General features: G+C 41.7%; 5 protein-coding genes. 3 read left to right on the plus strand and 2 right to left on the minus strand.

What is annotated here, in order from left to right; all coding sequences use genetic code 11:
- The 3 genes from ACT3SX_RS13465 to dnaK form a co-directional block, all read left to right on the plus strand.
- Positions 1–513, plus strand: a 513-nt coding sequence (locus ACT3SX_RS13465; protein ID WP_444518732.1) for a metallophosphoesterase, incomplete at its 5' end; no start/stop codon positions are given.
- A 346-nt stretch (positions 514–859) separates the two neighbouring features.
- The gene (grpE, locus tag ACT3SX_RS13470; protein WP_444518731.1) at positions 860–1,432 is read left to right on the plus strand and encodes a nucleotide exchange factor GrpE; all 573 of its coding nucleotides are present in this window, start codon (positions 860–862) and stop codon (positions 1,430–1,432) included.
- A 255-nt stretch (positions 1,433–1,687) separates the two neighbouring features.
- Positions 1,688–3,631 (plus strand): molecular chaperone DnaK, encoded by a 1,944-nt coding sequence (gene dnaK, locus ACT3SX_RS13475; RefSeq protein WP_442070093.1) that lies wholly within the window; start codon positions 1,688–1,690, stop codon positions 3,629–3,631.
- 121 nt (positions 3,632–3,752) lie between these two features.
- Here dnaK and ACT3SX_RS13480 read toward each other — a convergent pair whose 3' ends face one another.
- Together ACT3SX_RS13480 and ACT3SX_RS13485 are read right to left on the minus strand one after the other, a co-directional pair.
- Entirely contained in the window at positions 3,753–4,562 is an 810-nt protein-coding gene (locus tag ACT3SX_RS13480; RefSeq protein WP_192519491.1) for a methyltransferase domain-containing protein, read from the minus strand.
- Between the two features lie 94 nt (positions 4,563–4,656).
- Positions 4,657–5,892, minus strand: coding sequence for an 8-amino-7-oxononanoate synthase (locus ACT3SX_RS13485; RefSeq protein ID WP_442070091.1), 1,236 nt, complete (start codon positions 5,890–5,892; stop codon positions 4,657–4,659).
- Positions 5,893–5,911: the final 19 nt, after the last annotated feature.

A 5,911-nucleotide genomic window follows, 5' to 3' on the forward strand; every position in this document is an offset into this window, starting at 1 on the left:
ATGCACGAACATTTATCAAAACTAAAGGCGCCTCTTGGGGTTTATGCTACTTTGGGTAACCATGATTATCGAGGCTATGATGGAGTGATAGCTGAGGCCGTTGAAGCGGCAGGTATTAAAGCGCTTGATAACGAGAGTGTGCTATTAGATGACTCAGTGTGGCTGGTTGGGCGCTCAGATGATGTTGACCAGACCAGATTATCAGCGAAGGAGCTAATGACCCAAGTTGATAGTAATAAGCCAGTGGTGTTTTTAGAGCATCGTTCTTCTATGATGGATGAGATCAAAGCATTGCCAGTTGATTTACATTTATCAGGGCATACTCATGGTGGACAGATATTTCCATTGACGATGCTGATGAATTGGTTAAAGCCGCTCAACTATGGTACCAAAACAATAGAAGACACGCAGTTTTTGGTAACGTCAGGTTATGGTATCGGTGCAGTGCCTTTTAGATTGGGCACGCGTTCGGAGATTTGGATGATTACGCTGACTGGTAAGAGTGAGCAATAACGGTTTCGTTGTAATGAGGGTTTCTCGATAGAAATATCTGTCTCGTCAAAAAACTTCTCGCCACAAATAGTATTTTTTAGCACCTATTCATATCTGATTAGAGCAAAGGAAACACTTCACAAGCAGTTTAGATTAAATTAAACCAAAATTTGTGGCAAATTAGAAAAAATCCTGCATTTTAGGCTTGAAATTTATACCCATCACCTTTATCAAGCAGCTAGTAAAGCGCATTAATAAAAAATGAGCGAAATATTTTAAGTATCTAATAAGGACGCTCAATAGCTGGTGATGAGCCAGTCTACCGTGTCCTATATGAACCATCATTATCACATTCTAAGGAGCTATCATGAGCGAGCAAAACGTGGCGCAAGATAACATTGATCAGAGTGACAGTGTTTTAGATGAAACGCTGAAAGAGTTTGATCCACAAAATAACTCAGGTGAAGAGGCGACCATCGACAATGATATCGACATTGAGACTTTTAAAGCACGTATCGCTGAGCTAGAAGGCGAAGTTAAGCAAGCCAAGGAAACCACGGCTCGCGCCAATGCAGAAGCGTACAATGCGCAAAAACGTATGGAGCAAGAAGCAGAAAAGAGCAAAAAGTTCGCGCTACAAAAGTTTGCCAAGGAGTTGTTGGATATTGTCGACAACTTAGAGCGTGCTATCGAAAGTGCTGATGCTAATGATCCAGTAGCCGAAGGTGTGCAACTGACGCATAAAGCTTTAATAGCACTACTCACTAAAAATGGTGTAGAAGTGGTTGACCCACAAGGTGAAAAGTTTAACGCTGATTTTCATGAAGCGGTTGGAATTGATGCCGATGCTGAAGCTGATACTGTCGGTACTGTATTGCAAAAAGGTTATAGCTTGAATGGTCGTTTGTTGCGTCCAGCAATGGTCCGTGTTGGTCAATAGTATTTAGGGCGTTATCGCTAATACAACAACGGTTAAGATCACAGCTTCATTATATAATTAAGAAACAATAAGTTTTTAACTGTGCTAAACCCTAATATTAATAAGGGTTTTCACAAAAAGTCACACAAAAGACAATTTTTGCGTGGGTTTTGACTTGAAAAAATTAACAAGCAAACCGATATAAAGCAACAAGTGACCGACATTGGTCTGAGTATATAATTATTTATATTTAAAACAAATTAGGAGCAATTGATTATGGGTAAAGTAATTGGTATTGATTTAGGTACAACTAATTCATGTGTTGCAGTAATGGAAGGTGACAAGGTTAAAGTCATCGAAAATGCTGAAGGCACTCGCACAACACCATCGATCGTCGCTTATAAAGATGACGAAATTCTCGTTGGTCAGTCAGCTAAGCGTCAAGCAGTTACCAACCCAAGCAATACATTGTTTGCGATTAAGCGTTTGATCGGTCGTCGTTTTGATGACAAAGTTGTACAAAAAGACATCGGTATGGTGCCATACAAAATCGCCAAAGCAGATAACGGTGATGCATGGGTAGAAATCAATGGTAAAAAGCTTGCACCACCACAGGTTTCTGCTGAAATCTTGAAAAAAATGAAGAAAACAGCTGAAGATTATCTTGGTGAAAGCGTGACAGAAGCGGTTGTAACCGTACCTGCATATTTCAACGATTCACAGCGTCAAGCGACCAAAGATGCAGGTAAAATTGCTGGTCTTGATGTAAAACGTATCATCAACGAACCAACTGCTGCTGCGCTTGCCTATGGTATGGACAAGAAGCAAGGCGATAGCACTGTTGCTGTATATGACTTAGGTGGTGGTACGTTTGATGTATCAATCATCGAAATCGCTGACGTAGATGGCGAGCAGCAGTTCGAAGTACTAGCAACCAATGGTGACACATTCCTTGGCGGTGAAGATTTTGATTCAGCGTTGATCGACTTTTTGGTAGACGAGTTCAAAAAAGATCAAGACTTCAACCTAAAAGGTGATTCTCTTGCGATGCAGCGTCTAAAAGAAGCTGCAGAAAAAGCCAAAATCGAGTTGTCAAGTGCCCAAAGTACTGAAGTAAACCTGCCATATATCACTGCTGATAGCAGTGGTCCTAAGCATTTGGTTGTTACTATCAGCCGCTCAAAACTAGAGAGTTTAACTGAAGAGCTAGTACAGCGTACCATGGGTCCTTGTAAAATTGCTCTTGAAGATGCCGGTCTAAAAATTGGTGATATCGATGACGTCATCCTAGTTGGTGGTCAGACTCGTATGCCTTTAGTACAGAAAAAAGTAGAAGATTTCTTCGGTCAAGAGCCACGTAAAGACGTGAACCCTGATGAAGCAGTAGCAGCAGGTGCATCAATTCAAGGTGCTGTATTATCTGGTGACAAAACTGACGTACTATTGCTTGATGTGACTCCGTTGACTTTAGGTATCGAAACAATGGGCGGTGTTATGACACCAATCATTGAGAAAAACACCATGATTCCTACTAAGAAATCACAGGTATTCTCAACAGCTGAAGACAACCAACCAGCAGTAACCATTCAGGTTTATCAAGGTGAGCGTAAAATCGCTAACCAAAACAAACAGCTTGGTCGTTTTGATTTGACAGATATTCCACCAGCACCACGTGGTCTACCACAAATCGAAGTAACTTTTGACATCAATGCTGATGGTATTATGAATATTTCAGCAACAGATAAAGGTACTGGTAAAGCACAAAGCATCCAGATCAAAGCAGATTCTGGTTTGTCGGATGAAGAAGTTGAACAAATGGTTCGCGATGCAGAAGCCAATGCTGCAGAAGATGAAAAGTTCGCTAACCTAGCGCAAGTACGTAACGAAGCAGATGGTCGTATCCATGCGGTACAAAAAGCGCTAAAAGAAGCAGAAGACAAAGTCACTGATGAAGAAAAATCAACAGTTGAAGCTGCTATCTCTGAGCTTGAGACAGCGACCAAAGAAGATGATCATGATGACATCAAAGCCAAGCTTGAAGCGCTAGACAATGCTTTCTTACCAATCAGCCAAAAAATCTACGCTGATAGCGGTGCTGGTGCAGAAGGCATGGATCCAAGTCAGTTCCAACAAGGTGCTGAAGGTGAAGCAGACAATAACCAAGCGGATGATGATGTTGTGGACGCTGAGTTCACTGAAGTCGACGAAGACAAGAAGTAATACTGCTGAACGAATAAGTAGTTAAATAAAAAACGCATCCTTCGGGATGCGTTTTTTTATGGCTACTATTTCCAATAATTGTGCTTCCTATTAGCTACTATTCTTGTCATATGCTGCGTGATTAAGGTTTAAATGCACTCACTATAAGCGCTTCATAAGTTAGGCTTACACCGAGCTTACCTTCTTCATCTTTTACAGAAAACTGCTGCCAGTACGCTTGCTCAAACTGCTGTAACCGTGTTTTTGTCCACGTAAATGGTGGTGTATTATTTGACTGTATTTGCGTTTGATTGGTCGATACTCCCGTTAGTTTCATGTGTTTAAGCACCTCGTAGGGGCGTGTAAACCATAAATCAAAACGCTGTGTGGTTACCTGACAATCTATAAACCCTGCCTTATTTAACGCTAGTTGCCATGCCTCGATACTCGGATACAGTAGTCCTTGATCTATTAATGTTTTAATCTGCAAAAAATTATTTGGGGTAAAGGTGCTAAAAACCAGCTGTCCTTCAGGTTGTAAGCGGCGTGCTGATTGTGCGACAAAGCTCAATGGATCATCAAACCATTGCACGGCATTGGCACTGACTATCAAACTATGGTTTTCTGCCAAACCTAGGGTTTCAGCGTCACCAACGATGATTTCAGCAGTGGGCAGTATTGATTGTAATGTAACAGTATGCTCACTACATAATTCGTTAATGAGCCAGTGATGGCTGTGGATTTGCTCAGCGAGTAACCGTGTCATTTGACCTGTGCCTGCACCGATTTCCAATACACTACTTTGTTTAGTATGAGCAATATTATCCAGTAGATACTGACAAACTATTTGCTGAACATTGGCATGTTGGTCATAGTCTCTAGCGCTTGCAAAATGGCGAGCGATGATTTGTTTTCTGATGCTAAAGTGAGTGGCTGTAGAGAGTGTTGTCATATTATTCAGGTCATCTAAGTCAGACGGTTTTTTGGATAAAAAGGCTGATATCTAATAATAAGGTGGTTGATAAAAGGCAGGATGCTACTACCTATTAGGTGAGTTGTTGGATGAGTTGCTGGCAGTCTTGATGCGTCAGCTTAGCATTCATAACCAGACGAATACGAGCGGTGTTTGCAGGGACGGTGGGTGGTCTAATAGGCAGTGCATAAAACCCTGCTGCCTGTAACTGTTGCGCTTTGGCAAGTGTACTTGCATTGTCGCCTAATATATAAGGAACGATAGGGGATTCATAATGTACCTTTTCAGCAGCTGAGGATACACGATATTGCGGTGCGATGGCTCGGCTCAGTGTGGTAGAGAGTTGTGCCAAATGTGCGCGTTCGTCAGTCAATGTGGGCATTTTTGCTAAAATAAATCGTGTCCATGCATGATTGATAGGAGGTAACGCCGTACTAAAAATCAATGGGCGCATAGTATTAATCAGCCACTGTTTGACGGTCTCATTACACATGATATACGCCCCAACTGACGCGAAAGCCTTACCAAAGGTACCAACTAAATAATCAATTTCAGCCAACGTTACTGTCTCTTCTGCCAGCCCTAATCCTGTATTACCTAAAACACCAACCGCATGTGCTTCATCGACGTATAGCTCTATACGAGCGTCTTTAGCTTTTAATGCCACCAGCTTTTGTAAGTCGGCGCGGTCACCATCCATACTAAAAATACTCTCAGTAACAATAATAATGCGCTCAACGGCTGGGTCTGCTTGTTCAATAAATCTGGCCAAATGCTCGTAATCATTGTGACGATAACGGCGATAGCTGACAAGCTTACTTTGGCTCAGTTGCAATCCATCGATGATACTGGCATGTACCAGCTTGTCAGCCAAAATAAGTGTTTTGACTGGCAATAAGGTCAGTGCAGGTAAGATACCAATATTTGCATGGTAGCCACTATTGAGTACCAGTACAGATTTGTTGGTAGGTACGCCTTGTTGATTTACCGCATTCTGATACCAACTTTGTAATTCTGACTCTAATAGTTGTAGTTGTGTGTTGTTACCTGTGAGGAGCCGTGAAGAGGTAGCACTCATTTTAGGTACTGTTGCTGCAGGTAATCCTTCTATTTGGTTGAGAAATTCCTCTTGTAGCTCAGCATCACCGCCCAAGCCAAGATAGTCATTACTCGCAATATTAAGCAAAGCTTTACCTTCGCTCACGATATACCGTCCACTATGCCTCAGATTTGGGAGTTGACGGTATTGTTGATTTGTTTTGAGCTTGTCGAGCGCTGATTGCATATGATTAAGGATAAGGTTTGTCATTTTTTCTCTTAATTTTTAT

Origin of the sequence: Psychrobacter sp. AOP31-B2-9 (genome assembly GCF_052378005.1) — a bacterium.
In the GTDB taxonomy this organism is placed as follows: Bacteria; Pseudomonadota; Gammaproteobacteria; order Pseudomonadales; family Moraxellaceae; genus Psychrobacter.

Bases quoted from the DNA above. Each gene is read 5' to 3' on its own strand.
- grpE (WP_444518731.1), top strand. From the start codon at position 860: ATGAGCGAGCAAAACGTGGCGCAAGATAACATTGATCAGAGTGACAGT.
- dnaK (WP_442070093.1), top strand. From the start codon at position 1,688: ATGGGTAAAGTAATTGGTATTGATTTAGGTACAACTAATTCATGTGTT.
- ACT3SX_RS13480 (WP_192519491.1), bottom strand. From the start codon at position 4,562: ATGACAACACTCTCTACAGCCACTCACTTTAGCATCAGAAAACAAATC.
- ACT3SX_RS13485 (WP_442070091.1), bottom strand. From the start codon at position 5,892: ATGACAAACCTTATCCTTAATCATATGCAATCAGCGCTCGACAAGCTC.